Annotated in this window: 14 protein-coding genes; 5 read left to right on the top strand and 9 right to left on the bottom strand. The window is 73.3% G+C overall.

All coding sequences use genetic code 11. The annotated features are described in order from the left end of the window. Window positions 1-123 precede the first annotated feature (123 nt). The 3 genes from HCN08_RS25560 to HCN08_RS25550 all read right to left on the bottom strand — a co-directional run bounded on the left by HCN08_RS25560 (window position 124) and on the right by HCN08_RS25550 (window position 5,434). Entirely contained in the window at window positions 124-2,148 is a 2,025-nt protein-coding gene (locus tag HCN08_RS25560) for a heparinase II/III domain-containing protein (RefSeq protein ID WP_167985599.1), read from the bottom strand. Beyond that, complete coding sequence (locus HCN08_RS25555; RefSeq protein ID WP_167985598.1) at window positions 2,145-4,127, bottom strand: DUF2264 domain-containing protein; 1,983 nt, start codon at window positions 4,125-4,127, stop codon at window positions 2,145-2,147. Before HCN08_RS25555 ends, HCN08_RS25560 begins: the two co-directional genes overlap by 4 nt. A 155-nt stretch (window positions 4,128-4,282) precedes the next feature. Then, window positions 4,283-5,434, bottom strand: a complete 1,152-nt coding sequence (locus HCN08_RS25550; RefSeq protein ID WP_167985597.1) for a substrate-binding domain-containing protein — start codon at window positions 5,432-5,434, stop codon at window positions 4,283-4,285. 166 nt (window positions 5,435-5,600) lie between these two features. Between HCN08_RS25550 and HCN08_RS25545 the strand changes: the two genes are divergently transcribed. The 5 genes from HCN08_RS25545 to HCN08_RS25525 all read left to right on the top strand — a co-directional run bounded on the left by HCN08_RS25545 (window position 5,601) and on the right by HCN08_RS25525 (window position 10,626). Further along, on the top strand, window positions 5,601-6,620 hold the full coding sequence (locus tag HCN08_RS25545) for a hydroxyacid dehydrogenase (protein WP_167985596.1): 1,020 nt from the start codon (window positions 5,601-5,603) through the stop codon (window positions 6,618-6,620). Between the two features lie 145 nt (window positions 6,621-6,765). Next, window positions 6,766-8,028, top strand: a complete 1,263-nt coding sequence (locus HCN08_RS25540) for an ABC transporter substrate-binding protein (protein WP_167985595.1) — start codon at window positions 6,766-6,768, stop codon at window positions 8,026-8,028. After that, on the top strand, window positions 8,025-8,945 hold the full coding sequence (locus tag HCN08_RS25535) for a carbohydrate ABC transporter permease (protein ID WP_167985594.1): 921 nt from the start codon (window positions 8,025-8,027) through the stop codon (window positions 8,943-8,945). Before HCN08_RS25540 ends, HCN08_RS25535 begins: the two co-directional genes overlap by 4 nt. Next, on the top strand, window positions 8,942-9,844 hold the full coding sequence (locus HCN08_RS25530; RefSeq protein WP_167985593.1) for a carbohydrate ABC transporter permease: 903 nt from the start codon (window positions 8,942-8,944) through the stop codon (window positions 9,842-9,844). Before HCN08_RS25535 ends, HCN08_RS25530 begins: the two co-directional genes overlap by 4 nt. A 5-nt stretch (window positions 9,845-9,849) precedes the next feature. Then, window positions 9,850-10,626 carry a hypothetical protein gene (locus HCN08_RS25525; protein WP_167985592.1) on the top strand — a complete coding sequence of 259 codons (777 nt, stop codon included), beginning with the start codon at window positions 9,850-9,852 and terminating at the stop codon, window positions 10,624-10,626. On the opposite strand, the gene HCN08_RS25520 is transcribed toward HCN08_RS25525, so the two are convergent. The 6 genes from HCN08_RS25520 to HCN08_RS25495 form a co-directional block, all read right to left on the bottom strand. Next, window positions 10,532-11,794, bottom strand: a complete 1,263-nt coding sequence (locus tag HCN08_RS25520; protein ID WP_167985591.1) for an ABC transporter substrate-binding protein — start codon at window positions 11,792-11,794, stop codon at window positions 10,532-10,534. The two genes, HCN08_RS25525 and HCN08_RS25520, sit on opposite strands and share 95 nt — an antisense overlap. Before the next feature lie 182 nt (window positions 11,795-11,976). Then, window positions 11,977-12,876 carry a HEAT repeat domain-containing protein gene (locus HCN08_RS25515; RefSeq protein ID WP_167985590.1) on the bottom strand — a complete coding sequence of 300 codons (900 nt, stop codon included), beginning with the start codon at window positions 12,874-12,876 and terminating at the stop codon, window positions 11,977-11,979. A 34-nt stretch (window positions 12,877-12,910) separates the two neighbouring features. Next, the gene (locus HCN08_RS25510; RefSeq protein ID WP_167985589.1) at window positions 12,911-13,897 is read right to left on the bottom strand and encodes an alpha/beta hydrolase; all 987 of its coding nucleotides are present in this window, start codon (window positions 13,895-13,897) and stop codon (window positions 12,911-12,913) included. Window positions 13,898-14,001: 104 nt separating this feature from the next. Further along, window positions 14,002-14,430, bottom strand: coding sequence for a TlpA family protein disulfide reductase (locus HCN08_RS25505; RefSeq protein ID WP_167985588.1), 429 nt, complete (start codon window positions 14,428-14,430; stop codon window positions 14,002-14,004). Further along, window positions 14,427-14,903: a DUF4395 domain-containing protein gene (locus HCN08_RS25500; protein ID WP_167985587.1), complete on the bottom strand. Its 477-nt coding sequence runs from the start codon at window positions 14,901-14,903 to the stop codon at window positions 14,427-14,429. Before HCN08_RS25500 ends, HCN08_RS25505 begins: the two co-directional genes overlap by 4 nt. Before the next feature lie 49 nt (window positions 14,904-14,952). Next, window positions 14,953-15,987, bottom strand: coding sequence for an ABC transporter substrate-binding protein (locus HCN08_RS25495; protein ID WP_167985586.1), 1,035 nt, complete (start codon window positions 15,985-15,987; stop codon window positions 14,953-14,955). Window positions 15,988-16,157 lie beyond the last annotated feature (170 nt).

The following is a 16,157-nucleotide window of genomic DNA, read 5'->3' as shown; positions in this document are numbered from 1 at the left end:
CCGCGCGCGAAAGGGACTTCGCCGGAATATGCCGTTGCGGTGCCGCAGCCGGCCGTACGGAATGGGGCCGCCCGCGCAGGCGTCGCATAATGCCGTGCCGGGCGGCGGCAGGAAGGGCGCGCTTCATCTTCCGGTGAATCCCGGGGGCATTTCGCCGGGCACCTGCGCCTGCGGGTGCGGGGCCTTTCCCGCCCGTTCGATCCGCACCCGGGCGCGCAGCCCCGTGCTCCCGTCCTCCGGGTCGCGCGGGGCGAGGGTGAGCCGGGCCAGCCGGTCGCCCCAGGAGGCCCGGAGCTGCGGGTCGTCCAGGTCGCGGTGGTCGAGCCGGGCGGTGAGCAGTGCCGGGTCCCAGCCGAGTCGCAGCGCCCGGCCGCCTTCGGCGGTCACCAGCGCGGTGCCGGCGGCGTCGTCGAGGGTCACCTCGCCGGCCAGGACGTGCCGCAGCAGCACGCCGCCGGCCGGTACCTGCCCGGTGGTGTCCAGGACCAGCACATGGGCCGCTCCCCCGCGCCGGCCGCGCACCAGGCGCACGGTGCGGCGCCAGGAGCGTACGAGCCCGTCGGGGTACGCGGCGGCCAGGTCGGCCTCGCAGGAGGCGCAGTCGCCGGCGAGCCGGACGACGACGTCCCTGGCCCCGTGGCGGGCTCCGGGGAGCTGGCCCTGGCCGCCGGGCTGCGGCACGTTGTGCCAGTCGGAGCGCAGCGGCCAGGCCCGGTAGCGGTCGGGGCCGAAGCTGGCGGCGGTGTAGGTGGGCTTGCCGACGTCCACGACCATCGGCCGGCCGTCGAGCGCGACGGTGAACGAGCCGACGTCGAGGTGGTTGTGCCGCTCGCCGTTGTGGCCGCCCTTGAAGGCCAGCGTCAGGCCGGCCGCGGTGCCCTCCGCCTCCCTGGCGACCAGCAGTTGCACCCGGGGCAGCCATACGGCCGCCGGCGGCCGGCCGGCCCGCGGGTCGGGCTCGGCGCGGCGGGCGGCGCGCCAGCGCGGGTCGGCGAGGGCGGCGAGGGTACGGCCGAGGCCCTGCGCGGGGTGCGCGTCGAGGGCCAGGGCGTGGCCCTGCGCCGCGGCGTGCGCGGTGACGTCGGCGGCGCCCAGCAGCAGGCCCCAGCGGTGCAGCAACTGCCAGGGCTGCGGGTCGGGTTGCCGCGCCGGGGCGTCGCCGACGTTGACGTACCAGGGGCCGGCCAGGTGCATCCGCAGCGGGTAGCGGACGAGTTCGGCGAGCAGCGGCAGGTCGCGGGCGTCCAGGGCGGGGCCGCCCGCGGTCGCCAGCAGGTCGAGGCTTTCCAGGAGCTGTCCCGCGCCGAGCCACCAGTAGGCGACGCCCTCGTCGATGCCGCCGTCGTCCGGCAGCACGGCCAGGTAGTGGTCCAGGCCCTCGACCACCAGCCGTACGAGAGCGGCCCGTTCGGTGTCGTCGTCGACCAGCAGCAGGGCGCAGGTGAGGACGGCGTGGTGGATCCAGGCGTTCCAGTTGTGCGCGTCGCCGGCGAGCCCGAGCCAGTGCCAGTCGCGTACGTCCCGGAACGGGTCGAGGACGCGGTGGCGGATCTCGCGCCTGATCCGGCGGCGGATGCCGGGCAGCCGCATGTCCAGCCGGGCGCCGAGCACATGGTCGGCCCAGGCCAGGACCAGCGCGGTCTCGGCCGCGCCGAGGTCGAGGAAGGGCCGGTCGGGGTCGGGGAGTTGCTCGCCGCGTTCGGCGGCGAACCGCTCGTGGGGTGCCCAGCACCAGGTGCTCGCCTCCAGCAGCGCCACCAGGCCGTCCGCGGCGGCGTCCAGGCACGGTGCCGTGCCCGGCGGCGCACCGGCCGGCGCGGTCTCGTCGCGGAGCACCGCGGCCAGGGTGGTCAGGGCGACGCGGTCGCGCAGCGCGCGGGCCCGGTCCTCGTACGCGGTCCGCACGCCGTCGCGGAACGTGCGGGCCCAGTCCGAGGCGCGCAGCACCGGCGCGGGGCGGGCGAGGTGGGCTTGGGCGTCGGCGAGGATGCGCTCGCGGGTCGCCGGGTCCACCGCGTCCCACACCGCCCGGTCCTCCGCGGCCGGCACCGGCGGCCGGCCGGCGCGGGCGTAGCCGGCCAGCCGGGCGCCGGGCGGGAGGGCGGCGGCGAACCGGCGGGCCAGGACGCCGGGGGCCTGCGGGTTCATGAGGGTGCGGGCAGGGTGAGTGCGGCCCGGACGCCGTCCGGCCAGGCGACGGTGACCCGGTGTCCGCCTTCGTCCGCGTCCCGGACGGTGACGGTGGGCTCCGCGGTGTCGCCGGCGCCCCGGTCGAGCACGACGGAGGCGGCCAGCACCTCGCCGAGCGGCACGGGGTCCTCGGTCGCCAGCCAGGGCACGGCGGTCCACGCGGCGAGCGGGCCGGTGGCGGGCTCGGACGTGACGCCGGCCCGGGAGAAGCCGCGCAGGGCCCGCAGCCGGCTGCGCAGCCGGGGGCCGGCGACCTCCGCCGCCGTACGGTCCTGGCCGGGCTGCTGCGCGGGCGGGGCGGCGAGCGGTACGGGCCAGCCGCCGAGCCGCAGTGCGCGCCAGGAGGGCGGTGCGCCCTCGGGGGCGTCGACCCGGACCAGCCGGACCTCGTGCCCGGCGCGCAGCACGGACGCCACGGTGACCAGCGGACCCTGGACGTATCCGCCGGTGCGGCCGGAGCCGTGGTCGGGCGTGGTGTCGCCGGCCGTGTCGACCCAGCGGACCCGGCCGCGGGAGGCGCCGACCAGGACGCCGCCGGGGCGCTGTTCGGTGAGCAGGGTGCTGAATCCGCTGCGGTGCGAGGCGCGTCCGGCCGCGTCCAGGACGACGACGCTGTTGTCGAGCGGATCGGCGGTGGTCGGCCCGGTCAGCGGCGGCAGGGTGGCGGTGGAGTACCCGAGGCGGGCGTAGAGCGGGCTGTCGGCGCAGGTGGCGCCGGGGTTGGCGTGGTCGGTGCCGTGGTTGACGACAACGGCGAGGCCGTCGGAGCTGCGGGCCGAGACCAGCCAGCCCGGCGCGGTCACGGTCCGGGCCACGTCGCCCTGCTCGACGGGCAGCGGCTCCTCGGTGGCGGTCCACACGGGGTGCCCGGCGGGCAGCATCAGCCCGAGCATGCCCTTGGCGGCCCAGTAGGGCGACCCTGGGCCGGAGTACGCCTGCCGGATCGGCGGCCACGGCCCGTGCCAGCCCAGCCGCAGCAGCCCGTCCGGCGCGAAGGAGCCCGCGTCGTGGAAGTGCCGCAGCATGCCGCTGGCCGCCCGCCGCACCAGCCCCGGCGCGAGGTTCCCGGTGCCGGTGAGCGCGCCGACCCACAGGGGCGCGGCGGCGGCGAAGCGGTAGGTGAGGCTGCGGCCCTGGAGCAGCGGCGAGCCGTCCGCGCCGAGCAGGCACACCGCGTCGTCCAGGTAGCGGGCCAGGTCGCCGGCCCAGCGGTCGCGCAGCTGCGGCGGGCACAGCGTCCCGGTCACGTCGAAGGCGTGCGTCCACAGCAGCGGGTAGAGGTGCAGGGCCCATCCGGTGTAGTGGTCGTAGGCGCGCTCCTGGCCGTCGCTGAGCCAGCCGCCGGGGCGGCGCAGCGAGGCGTGCACGGCGAGGTCCGCCTCGATGTCGGCGGCGCTCCAGGTCCCGCCGGCCTCGCGCAGGAACGACTCCACGACGATCCGGAACCAGACCCAGTTGATGGGCGGGTACGGCTGCCCGACGACCGCGCCCAGCCAGTCGGCGACGCGTTCGCGCACCCGGTCGTCGAGCCGGTCCCACAGCCAGGGGCGGGTGATCTGGAGCATCAGGGCGATCGAGGCGGCCTCGACCTTGGCCTGGTCCAGGACGTCGGGGCGCGGCCAGGCTTCGGGCGAGTGCGGGTCGGTTCCGGCGGCGAGCCCCTGGGCGTAGCGCTCCAGCAGCCCGGCCGGGTCGTCGCCGCCCTCGCCGGCGACGCGGAATCCGGCGAGCAGGAAGGTGCGGGCGAAGCCTTCGAGCCCGTCCGAGACCCGGCCGTTGCGGCTGGCCGGACCGGGCAGGTCGACGTAGGCGCCCTTCGGGGAGCGGTAGGGCTCGACGGCCGCGAGGCCGTGGTCGGCCAGTGCCGTCCAGTGCGCCCGGGTCCAGCCGGTGAAGGGCGACCGGCTGCGGTCTTCGGGGGGCGGGACGGCCGTCATGGCGAACTCCGTGGGTGCAAAAGGCCGGTGGCGGATGACCGCCCACCCAAGCCGCCGGACGCCGCCGGGTCAACAGCCGGGAACGTATCCGAAACCGACCGTTCACGATCGAACGCGTTCGCGCGTGCGGTCGCGCCCGTACGGTGCGGCCCGCGTCAGGTGTACGGCGCCGCGTCGCCGGTGGCGGCCGACCACAGCTGCCCGGTGGAGTTCACCGAGGAGTTGCGGATGACCAGCTCGGGCAGGATGAGCACGCGCTGCGGCGGGCGGCGCTTGCCCTCGACCAGGCGGGCGACCATCATCTCCACCGCCACCCGCCCGACCCGGGACTTCGACGGGCGGACCGCCGTCATGGCCGGCTCCGCCAGCTGCGCCACCTCGTCGTCGTAGCTGACCATGGCGATGTCGCCGGGTATCGACAGGCCCTGCTCGGCGAGGTATTGGGCGATGGAGATCGCGTCCGGGTCGCTGTGCACGATCAGCGCGGTCGTGCGGTGGTGCCGGCAGCGCTCCAGGATCCTGCTGATGATCTCGCGGTGGCCGGGGACGTCGAGCGCGACGCTCTCGCGCACCACGAACTCGGCGGGCAGGCCCAGGTCCGCGCAGGCCCGCTGCCATCCCACGCTCAGATGGGCCGAGGTGGGGCTGCCCTTGGAGAGCACCAGCCCCATCCGGCGGTGGCCGTGCTCGTGCAGATGGCGTACCGCGGTCTCCAGCCCCAGGGCGTGGTCGCTGCGCACCCATTCCAGTTGGCGGGGGGTCGGGGTCCAGTCCGGGGTCTGCCGTTCGACCAGGATCGTCGGCACCGGGAGGTTCCCGATCCAGTCGATGAGCTCGTCGGCCCCCTCGCCTTCGAGGTTGGGCGCCAGCAGCAGTCCCTGGACCTGCTGTGCGGCGATCAGCCGGGAGATCTGCCGCCGGTCCTCCGCCTGGTCGTAGCTGGAGCCGCGCAGCTGGATGTGCACGCCGAGCGCGGCGGCCGACGCGCGGGCGCCGCTGACGATCGGCGGCCAGTAGAAGTCCAGCGACGGCACCACCATGCCGATCGTGAACGCCGTGGCGGCGGTGCGCGGCCGGCGGCTCGGCACGGCCGGGGTGGCCGGGTCGAGTTCGGTGGGCAGCGTCGCACCGCCGTGCACCCGGGTTAGCAGCCCGCGTGCGGCCAGGGCCGCGATGTCCCGCCGGACGGTCAGCTCGCTGACCTCCAGGATTCTGGCGAGGTCGCGGACCCGCACCGCGCCGTGCCTGCGCAGTTCGTCCATCACCCGCTCACGCCGCTGCAGTGCGAAGAGCCGATCGTCGCCCATCGAGGCGCCTCTCCCTGTGTTCGAAGTTGAACGTTTGGTTGCGGCTCTGTTCGGACTCTAGTGAACATATGCCGAACACCACTATCTCTGTTCCAACGTATTTGGAACGGAACTCATCGGAAACACCGGTGTAGCACTCGTTCCGAGGAAAAGGATCCGACGACCCATGGAGACCAAGCCGCACGCGCTGGTCGCGATGAGCCGGTCGAGCTTCGAGGCGCACTTCGACCGGGGCCGGCTGGACCGGCTCGACTCGCTGGTGACGCTGGGCGACCCGCTGTGGACCGACGACCTCGACAGCCGGCGGGCGAGAAGGCGGCTGGCCGATGTCGAGGTGCTGCTCACCTCGTGGGGCGCGCCCGAGCTCACGCCCGCCCGGCTGGCCGCGGCGCCGAGGCTGCGGGCGGTACTGCACTGCGCGGGCAGCGTACGCGGCCTGGTCGGGGATCCGGTGTGGCAGCGCGGCATCCGCGTCACCAGCGCGGCCGACGCCAACGCCGTGCCCGTCGCGGAGTACACCCTGGCGGCCATCATCTTCGCCGGGAAGAAGGCGCCCTTCCTCGCGGCCGACGAACGCCTGGCGTACGGCGGGTGGGGCAGCGTCACCGGCTACGGCGACCTGTCGAACCTCGGCCGTACGGTCGGCGTGGTCGGCTTCTCCCGGATCGGGCGCCGGGTCGTGGACCTGCTGGGCCTGCTGGAGGGCACGACCTGCCTGGTCGCCGACCCCTACGCCGACCCGGACGAGGTCGCGGCGGCCGGCGCCACCCTGGTGCCCCTGGACGAACTGCTGCCCAGGGCGGAGGTGCTGACCCTGCACGCCCCCGAACTCGCCGAGACCCGGCATCTGATCGGGGCCGCGGAGCTGAGCCGGCTCCCGGACCACGCCACCGTGATCAACACCGCCCGCGGCAGTCTCATCGACGGCAAGGCGCTCGCCGCCGAGTGCGCCGCGGGCCGGCTGTTCGCGATCCTCGACGTCACCGATCCCGAGCCGCTCCCGGCCGACTCACCGCTGCGGCGGACGGACCGGGTCATGGTGACACCCCATATCGCCGGGTCGCTGGGCAGCGAGATCGGCCGGCTCACCGACCACACCCTCGACGAGCTCGCGCGCTGGACGGCGCACCAGCCGCTGACGGCCGAGATCACCGCGGAGCACTGGGCGTCCGGTCTCAGCGCTTGACCCACGTTTACGCAACCATCCACACTTCCCTCCCGCCTCCGAAACGCACCGCACCCTCACCGCACCCCCTCGCACATCCCACCGCACACTCCATCGCACACCCCACCGCACCCCACGCATCCACCGCACAAGGAGCCGCACCCTCATGAGAAAGACGACCGCAAGAGTCCTCCCCGTCGCGCTCGCCGCCACGCTGTTCGGCGCCGCGGCCTGCGGCGGCGGCGGCTCCAGCACGACGTCGGACGGCAGGACCACCATCAAGATCGCGCTGTGGAACTACAAGACCACCCCGGAGTTCAAGGCGCTCATCGACGGCTTCGAGGCGAAGTACCCCAAGATCCACGTCGAGCCGGTCGACATCCTGGCCGACGACTACTCCGACAAGGTCACCACGATGCTCGCCGGCGGCGACAAGACCGACGTGCTGACCATGAAGAACGTCACGGACTACGCCCGCTACGGCACCCGCGGGCAGCTGCTGCCGCTCACCGACTACGTCGGCAAGCTGCCGGACAAGGCGTCGTACTCCGGCCTGGAGGACTTCGACCTGGGCGGCAAGTACTACGCGCTGCCCTACCGCCAGGACTTCTGGGTGCTGTACTACAACAAGGCCCTGGTGGGCGACGCCGACATGTCCCATCTGACCTGGGACCAGTTCGACACGCTCGCCAAGCAGTCCACCAAGGGCTCCGGCTCCTCCAAGGTCTACGGCACCTACCTGCACACCTGGCGCTCGGTGGTGCAGGCGATCGCCTCCGCGCAGACCGGCGGCGACCTGCTCAAGCCGGACTACAGCTGGATGAAGGACCAGTACACCGTGGCCCTGGACATCCAGAAGGCGGGCGCCACCATCCCGTTCGGCACCGCCAAGAGCCAGAAGATCACCTACGACTCGCAGTTCACCACCGGCAAGGCCGCCATGGTCCCCATGGGCACCTGGTGGGGCGCGGCCCTGCTGGCGGAGAAGGCGCAGGGCAAGAACCCGGTCGACTGGGCGATGGCCCCGATCCCGCAGATCGCCGACGACGGCAAGACCACCACCTTCGGCTCGCCGACGGCCTTCGCCGTCAACAAGAAGGCCCGCAACGCCGACGCCGCCACCACGTTCGTCGAGTGGGCCTCGGGCCCCGAGGGCGCCGCGGCCGTGGCGAAGATCGGGATCGTGCCGTCCTACCACAGCGACTCGGTGATGAACGCCTTCTTCGGGGTCGCCGGCATGCCGACCGACGCGCTGTCCAAGCAGGCCATGCAGCCGTCGAAGGTGCAGCTGGAGATGCCGGTCAGTGACAAGTCCTCCGACATCGACCAGATCCTGACCGAGGAGCACGAGCTCGTGATGACCGGCGAGAAGTCCGTCGACGCCGGCATCAAGGAGATGGACAGCCGAGTCAAGAACGAAGTCCAGTGACGGCGGTCTCCTCCTCCCCGGCACCGGCGACGGCCGACAACGGCCGCCGCCGGCGCCGGCGCACCGTGCTGGTCGGCTGGAGCTTCGTCCTGCCGAACTTCCTGGGCTTCGCCGCCCTGACCCTGGTCCCGGTGGTCGGGGCGTTCGTCGTCGCCTTCACCGACTGGGACTCGTACTCCACCCCCAACTGGGTCGGGACGGCGAACTTCCGCCGGATGTGGCACGACGACAACTTCTGGACCGCGGTGCGCAACACGTGCTGGTACGCGGCCGGGCACATACCGCTGACCCTGGCGGCCTCGCTGGGCCTCGCGGTGCTGCTCAACCAGAAGCTGCGCGGCGTCGGCATCCTGCGCACCGCGTTCTTCTTCCCCTACGTCACCTCGCTCGTCGCGGTGGCGGTGGTGTGGAACATGCTGCTCAGCCCCGACATGGGCCCGGTCAACCAGGTGCTGCGGCACCTGGGGTGGTCCCACCCGCCGGGGTGGACGACCTCGACCGACTGGTCGCTGCCGGCGCTGATCCTCACCAGCGTCTGGCGCGACATGGGCTATTACATGGTGCTGTTCCTCGCCGGCCTGCAGACCATCCCCGCCGAGCTGTACGAGGCGGCGCGGATGGACGGCGCGGGCGCGTGGACGCGCTTTCGGCATGTGACCCTGCCGGGGCTGCGGCCCACCACGTACTTCGTGATGATCATGCTCACCATCTCCAGCTTCAAGGTGTTCGACCTGGTGCAGGTGATGACCGAGGGCGGACCCGGCCGCTCCTCCCTGGTGCTGTCGCAGCTGATCTTCCGCGAGGGCATCACCCAGGGCCGGTTCGGCTACTCCTCGGCGATCTCCCTGGCGCTGTTCGTGATCGTGCTGGCCATCACGCTCGTCCAGTTCCGGTTCCAGCGCAGGAGCGAACGATGAACACCACAGTGCTGCGCAAGACCCGCCCCGCGGCCGGCGCCGCGTCCGCCCCGCCCGCGGCCCTGCCCGGGCGGCGGGCGGGGCACACCGTCGGCCGGGCGCTGATGTACGTGTTCCTGGCCGTGCTCGCCGTGCTGATCCTGCTGCCGTTCGGCTGGATGGCGAGCTCCTCGGTGAAGGCCGACCGGGACGTCTTCACCGTCCCGATCCAGTGGATCCCCAAGAGCTACCACTGGCAGAACTTCACCGACATCTGGACGCAGATACCGCTCGCCACGTACCTGGAGAACTCAGTTCTGCTGAGCGTGGTGATCACCTTCCTCCAGGTGCTCACCGGCAGCTTCGCCGCGTACGGCTTCGCCAAGATGCGCTTCCCCGGCCGGGACGCGCTCTTCATGGGCTACATCGCCACCATCGCCGTGCCCTGGCAGGCGTACATGGTGCCGCAGTACATCATCATGCAGAAGCTCGGCCTGGTGAACACCCGCTGGTCGCTCATCCTCATCCAGGCGTTCGGCGCCTTCGGGGTGTTCCTGATGCGGCAGTTCTACCTCACCATCCCCGACGAGATCAGCGAGGCCGCCCGGCTCGACGGGCTGAGCGAGTACGGGATCTGGGCGCGGATCATGCTGCCGCTGTCCAAGCCGGCGCTGGCGAGCCTGGCCCTGCTGACGTTCGTCAACACCTGGAACGACTACATGGGCCCGTTCATCTACCTCACCGACAACAACCTGTGGACCGTGCAGATCGGCCTGCGGTCCTTCATCGGGCAGTACGACGCGCAGTACGCCATGATCATGGCCGGCTCGGTGATCTCGGTCGTCCCGATCCTCGTCATCTTCCTGCTCGGCCAGCGCTACTTCGTCCGCGGTATCGCCACCACCGGAATGAAGGGGTGACCGCCATGACCTCGCCCACCACCACGCCCCGGGGCACCACACGGCGGCTGCCGACCAACGTGTCCTACGGGTCGTGGGAGCTGATCTGGTCCCATGTCCACCAGGTGCTGGTGGTCAACGCCGGGTTCGCGGCCGGCTGCCTGCCGCTGCTGGCCGCGCTGGCCGCCACGCACCAGCCGTGGCGGCACCCGGTGCCCTTCACCCTGCTCTGGCTGTGCGTCGGACCGGCGCTCGCCGGGGTGTTCGGCTACCTGGAGCGGGCCGCGGACGACGGGGCCGGATCGGCCCGGGCGGTGGAACTGCCGCGCGCCTACCGCCGGCTCTTCCGCCGCGCCGCGGCGCTGTGGACGCCGTACGCCCTGCTCGCCGCGGTGTGCGGGACCGACGCGGTGCTGCTGCGGCACACCGCGGTGGGCCTCGCGGTGTGCCCCGCCCTCGCGCTGGTCGCGGTGGGCTCGGCGCTGTCCGGTGTGCACGCCATGGTGCTGGCGGCGACGGCGGCGCCCGGGCGCCCGCTCTCCCCCGCCGACTACCTGGCCGCACCGTACGGCCTGCTGCGGCGCCCGGCGTCGGCGCTGGCGAACCTGGTCGTGCTGGTCGCCGCGGCGGCCCTGGTGGACCGCGCCCCGCTGCTGGGACTGGCCGTCCTTCCCGGCTGCGCCCTCTACGTGGTGTGGCGCAACGCCCTCAGCGGACTTCGGTCCGCACCCGGTGGTCCATCTCCGCGATCCCGGCGCCCACGGACTTCTGCCCGGTCATCACGCGCTGGTGCTCCTCGGTGAGGATCTGGTCGATGCCCGCGGACCTGGCGCTCACCGGCATCTCCAGCTGCACCTTCGCCGGCTGCATGGCCTGCTGCGACGTCACGTCGGTGGGCATGTCCCGCACGCCGAAGAACTCCTCGGTGATCGCGTCGTCGGTGTAGGACGGGACGATGCCGATCTTGGCGAGCACGGCGGCCCCCTCGGGACCGGCCGCCCACTCGATGAACTTCTCGGACGCCTCCAGATGAGTGGAGCGCATGTTGACGGCGAAGGCGGTGGGTGAGCCGAAGGTGGTCACGGTGCCGTCGTCGCGGATCTGCGGGAGCGGTGCCATGCCCCAGTCGACGTCGTTCTTGCCCTGCGCCTTCTCCGCCAGCAGCGCCGCGGCCCACCAGGTGCCCATCGGCACCATGGCGGCCTTACCGGTGGTGAACTGCGCGTCGTAGGTGGTCTTCCGGCTGGACGCGGTCGCGAACGGCAGCGTCGCCCCGGCCTTCTGCACGTCCAGCGCCATCGTGTACTGGTCCTTGAAGAAGGAGTAGTCCCCGCCGAGCAGATCCCCGCCGGTCTGCGCCGCCGCCACCGCCTGCACCACCGACCGCCAGGTGTGCAGATACGTCCCGTACACCTTCGACGGCCCCGACCCGTGCGTCAGCTGCTCGGCCAGGGTCGCGAAGCCGCTCCACGTCAGATGCGACATGTCGGCGTTGCCCACCAACGCCTTGTTGTAGAACAGCACCCAGAAATCCTGCCGGTAAGGCACCGCGAAATAGCGGCCGTTGTACTCGAAGTCGGGGAGCCCGCCGTAAGCGGACTTCTCCTGGAGGCTCTCCACGACGCCGGTGACCGACCGCAGTTGCCCGAGCGAGACAAAACGCGCGTAGTCCGTGACGTTCTTGAGCGTGAGCACATCGGTGGTGTCGCCCTCGGCCAGCAGCGCGGTCACGCGGTCCGAATAGGTGGCGGACGGAATGTCCACCGGCTCGATGTGGATCTTCGGGTACTTCGCCTCGAAGCCGTCGATGAGTGCCTTGAACTCCGGGGTGGTCGTGTAGTCCCACAGCGCTATCTTGAGGGTGGTGCCGGCGTCGTCCCCGCCCGAGGACGCACCGCTGCTGCACGCGACCGCGCCGAACACGCCGAGGGCGACAGTGAGGGGCACGATTCTTGCTGCGGCTCTTCTCATACCGAATGCGACTCCTTGCCTGCGGACCCCGGGCCTGTTCCGCCTTTCGCCCGGGTGAGTGGGATCAGGAATAACGGAGAATCCCGCACGCCCACCAGCGGACGAATGACGTCGCACCGATACGCCCACGCTCGAACACACGGCACAGGCCACGGGCACGAGCCGCCCGCCGGCAGCGCGGCTCAGGTGCCGAGGGTGCCGGGGGTGCCGGGGGCAGCGAGGGCGGCGCGGGCGGCCAGGAAGCGGGCCATGGGCATCCGGCGGATGGCCTCGTAGGTGCGGTGGGCCTCCGGGGTGCTGTCCGGCGGGCGGCTGTCGAAGGCACGCACCAGGACGGTGTCGCCGCGCGGGTCGTCGCGCAGCCCCAGGCCGCGGGCGCCCTCGACCGCCACGTCCGGGTCGGGGTCGGCCAGCAGCCCGGCCAGCGCGGCGCGCACGGCGGGCGGGTCGGCCCGGAGGTCGGCCAGGGTGGCGGCGGCGCACCGGCGGACCCGCGGGTCCCGGTCCTCGACGAGGGCGAGCAGCGTGCCGAGCGCCTCGGTGTCGTCCGGCGCGACCATGCCGGTCAGCGCCGCGGCGACCTGGGCGCGTACGTCCGGCTCGGGGTTGCGGGCGTGCCGCAGGATGGCCGGGACGGCACGCGGGTCGTGGTGCAGCCCGAGTCCGCAGACGATCTCGGTGAGCACCCCCGGGTCCTGCTCCACCGCCGCCCGGCGCAGCAGCACCTCGCCCGCCGCCTTCTCCAGCCGTTCGGCGTCCTCGACGCCTTCGGCGTACAGGCCGTACACCAGCAGGACCTCGGCGGCGAACCTGCGTCGCCCGGCGTCGGGGGCGGTGGCCAGCTGCCGGGCGGCGACGGCGAACGTCTCGTCGTCCACGCGGTCCGCGAGCGCCGCCGCGGCGGCGAAGCGCCCGGCGTGACCGGGGGCGAAGGCCAGCGCCCGGTCGGCCAGTTCGTCGTACGGGACGCGGATGCCGTGGATCGCCTCGTCGGCCGGCGCCCCGGCGGCGAGCAGCCGCTCTGCGGTGTCGGTGTCCCGCTCCCGTGCGGCGGCGGTCAGCGCCGCGGCGTCGTCGTGCATGCCTGCCATTGTGCGCCGGGGCGTTCCCGGCCGGTCAGGCCGGGAGGGAGTCCAGCCAGCCGGTCAGCAGCCGGTTGACCTCGGCGGGGCGTTCCTGCTGGATCCAGTGCCCGGCGCCGTCGAGGATGTGGCTGCCGGCCAGGCCGGGGAGGGTGGCGGGGTAGGCGTCGATCGCGTCGGCCATCCACGTGGTGGAGGCGTCCAGGGCGCCGCCGACGAAGAGGGAGGGCTGGGTGACCGGGGTTCCGGCGAAGCCGGCAAGGTCCGCCCAGTCGCGGTCCATGCAGCGGTAGCGGTTGAGCGCCCCGGTCATGCCGGTGCGCTCGAACTCCCCGGCGTAGAAGTCGAGGTCGTCCTCGGTGAGCCAGCCGGGGAGCCGGCCGGCGGGGAAGCGGTCGCGGAGCCGGCCGCCGGCGCGGGTCACGAAGTGCGGGTCGGGCTCGCCTTGCCCGGGCATGGTGTCGGCGGACAGGGCCGCGTAGAAGCCCGCGAGCCAGCCCCGGACGTCGGGCTCGATCTCGGCCTCGGCGCGGCCGGGCTGCTGGAAGTAGGAGACGTAGAACTCCTCGTCGCCGCCCATCTGCGCGAAGACGTCGGTGGGCCGGGGCCCGCCGGGCGGCGCGTAGGGGACGCTCAGCAGGCCGACCGCGCGGAAGACCTCCGGGTGCAGCAGGGCGGAGGTGGCCGCGACGGCAGAGCCCCAGTCGTGCCCGACGACCACCGCGCTCTCCTCGCCGAGGGCGCGCACGACGGCGACGTTGTCCGCGACGAGGTCCAGCATCCGGTACGCCTCGGTCGCCGCGGGCGCGAAGGAGCGGCCGTAGCCGCGTACGTCGAGGGCGACCGCCCGGTGGCCGGCCGCCGCGAGGGCCGGGAGCTGTCGGCGCCAGGAGTACCAGGACTCGGGGAAGCCGTGGACGAGCAGGACCAGCGGCCCGCTGCCCTGCTCGACCAGGTGCAGGCGCCCGGCGGGTCCCTCGACGGTGCGGTGGCGGGGTCCGGTGGGCGGCTCGGGGCGCATGGCTTCTCCTCGGGTTCGCAGGCGCGGGCGGCTACCCGTCGATCATGCGGCCCGGGGGACCCGCGGCGCGATCATCGTTGCCGTTCCGGCAAACGGTGCGGCCTTCAGGGTGCCGTCGCCAGCTCCAGGGCCGCGGCCACGTCGGCCCGGGTGGGGGCGCCGGCGGCGCGGCGGACCAGGCGGCCGGTGCGGTCCAGGACGAGCACGGTGGGGGTACGCATCACGTCGGCGCGGCGGACCAGGTCCAGGCGGTCCTCGGCGTCGATCTCGACGAAGCGCACACCGGGCGCCGTGGCGGCGACGTCCGCCAGCAGCCGCCGGGTGCCGGGGCAGACCGCGCAGAAGGAGGTGGAGAACTGCACGAGCGTGGCCCGCTCGCCGAGTGCCGCGCCCAGGTCGGCGGTGGTCAGCCGCAGGGCGCCGCCCCGCCCGGCGCCGCGGAGCCGGCCGTCGCGGCGGGCCCGGAGCAGGCCGAAGGCGGTCGCCGCCGCCAGGGCGAGGGCGGCGACGGCCGGGCCGGTCCAGCCGCTCACGGCCGGCCCGCCCGCGGCCGGGCCGTGCGCACCGCGAACAGGTAGAGCTCGCAGCCCAGGCAGTAGCCGAACGCGGCGTTCAGGAACGCCGCGACCAGTGCCGCCGCGCTCGCGGCGATGCCGAGCCAGCCGGTGCCCGACAGATAGCCCGCCGCCCCGATCACCGCGAAGCCGAGGCCGACGGCCTGGGCGAACCGCGGTGGCCGCTCGTCCTCCAGCTCCTGCGGCGGCCCGAGGCGCGGGCGCACCAGGTGCCGGAAGACCCAGCCGTACGGGGAGAACCGCAGCCCCCCTACGGCGCCGGCGGCGAAGACGGCGGCCTGCGCGGCGAGCAGCACTCCGCTGCCGGTGGCCAGGACCGCCAGCAGGACGACGGTGGTCACGGCGGCGCCGAAGCGCGGTCCGCGCGGGTCGATGCGCGTGGGCGCGGCGGGGGCCGGGGCAGGGATCGGGTCGGGGGTCGGGTCGGGCATGGCGGACTCCGGGGTGGTGCGGACGGGGCGGCGGGGGCGGGCGTTGCGCTCAGGAGTTGCTGAGCGGCAGGCCGGGCGGGTTGATCTGGGAGGACGGCAGGGCCTCGTCGGAGAGGTTCCAGGCGGCGAGCACCTTCGCGTACTGGCCGTTCTTGATCAGGTAGTTGAGGGCGTCGGCGACCGGCTTGACCAGTCCGCTGTCCTTCTTGGTGGTCGCCGCGATCAGGCCCTGGAGGGTGGCGCCGGCGCCGGAGTACGTGCCCGCGCTGCGCGTGGGGTTGGGGGTGTTCGCGTCCTTCGCGGAGTGGTAGGCGACCCCGGGGTTGGGTGCGAAGTAGGCGTCGATCTTGTGGCTACTGAGCGCCAGGTAGGTGCTGTTGTTGTCGGGGAAGTACTTGACCGTGAGGCTCTTGCCCTCCTTCTGGAGCTTGTTCTTCCACTCCAGCAGGATCCGCTCCTGGTTGGTGCCGGCGCCGACGGCCACCGTCTGGCCGGCCAGGGCCTCGTAGTCGCCGGTGAAGTTCCAGGTGCTGGACTTGAGGACCTCGAAGCCGAGGTTGTCCTGGCGGTAGGAGGCGAAGTCGTACTTCCGCTTGCGCTCCTCGGTGTCGGTGATGTTGGAGAAGCCCACGTCGGTGCGACCGCTGTCGATGCCGACGAACAGGTTCTCCCAGGTGGAGTTCTTCACGACCGGCTTGAGGCCGAGGACGGCGGCGACCAGCCGGCCGATGTCGGGCTCGGAGCCGGTGAGGGTGTGCTGGTCGCTGCCGATGAAGTTGATCGGCGCGGAGCCGGACGGCAGCGCGCCCACGCCGATCACCAGCTCGTTCGCGTCGATCACCCGCTGCGGCAGCTCGGCGCGGATCGACGCGACGACCGGCACGGTGAGGTCGGTCTGCCGGGCGGCGCCGTTGGACAGCGCGCCGACGGTGACGGTGCTCTGCGAGGACTTCTTCGCCGCGCCCGGGTCCGAGGAGCCGGCCGAGGAGCCGTTGCCGCCGCATGCGGTCAGGGTCGCGGTGAGGGCCGCCGCGGCGGCGAGGGAGCGCAGGAGGGCGGTGCGGACCCGGGTGGTGGCGGGCATGGCGGTGTCCTTTCGTGCAGGAATACGTGCAGGGGTACGGGGAGGGGTGGCTGCGGGGACGGGTGAAGGGGCGGGGCGGGGGAAAGGGGGGGGCGGGGGGGGTTCAACAACCGGGTGGGGGAAATCCCGGGCCCGGGGGGGCGGGGGGGGGGGGTACGGAAAGGACACCC

Origin of the sequence: Actinacidiphila epipremni (genome assembly GCF_012034175.1) — a bacterium.
Classification (GTDB): domain Bacteria; phylum Actinomycetota; class Actinomycetes; order Streptomycetales; family Streptomycetaceae; genus Actinacidiphila; species Actinacidiphila epipremni.
Note: the sequence above shows the minus strand (reverse complement) of the source record. Positions and strands in the feature narration are given on the sequence as shown.